Origin of the sequence: Psychrobacter sp. 78a-MNA-CIBAN-0178 (genome assembly GCF_040309625.1) — a bacterium.
Lineage (GTDB): Bacteria > Pseudomonadota > Gammaproteobacteria > Pseudomonadales > Moraxellaceae > Psychrobacter > Psychrobacter okhotskensis.
Map to the genome: position 1 here is coordinate 1 of NZ_JBEOOZ010000183.1, position 248 is coordinate 248.

A 248-nucleotide genomic window follows, 5' to 3' on the forward strand; every position below is an offset into this window, starting at 1 on the left:
GCCGTCGACATCGCGACCACCGCCGGCGCGGTTGCCGTCGCGGCCGCCACCCATGCGGTTGCCGTCACGACCGCCGCCCGTGCGGTTGCCATAGCCCGACGGTGCAACCGGCAGGCTGCCGTAGCCGCTCAGGCCCGGCAGGCCCGGCGCGCCGCGCCGGCCACCACCGCGACGCGGCTGGTCGAGTTGCCCGTGCGTCGTCAGCACCGGCTCGCGGCCGATGAAACCCATCGACGTCTGCATCGGAT

Annotated in this window: 1 protein-coding gene; it reads right to left on the minus strand. The window is 75.0% G+C overall.

Going from position 1 to position 248, the window contains the following annotated elements; all coding sequences use genetic code 11:
• Positions 1-231, minus strand: a 231-nt coding sequence (locus tag AAEY80_RS14770; RefSeq protein WP_350588629.1) for a hypothetical protein, incomplete at its 3' end; no start/stop codon positions are given.
• Positions 232-248: the final 17 nt, after the last annotated feature.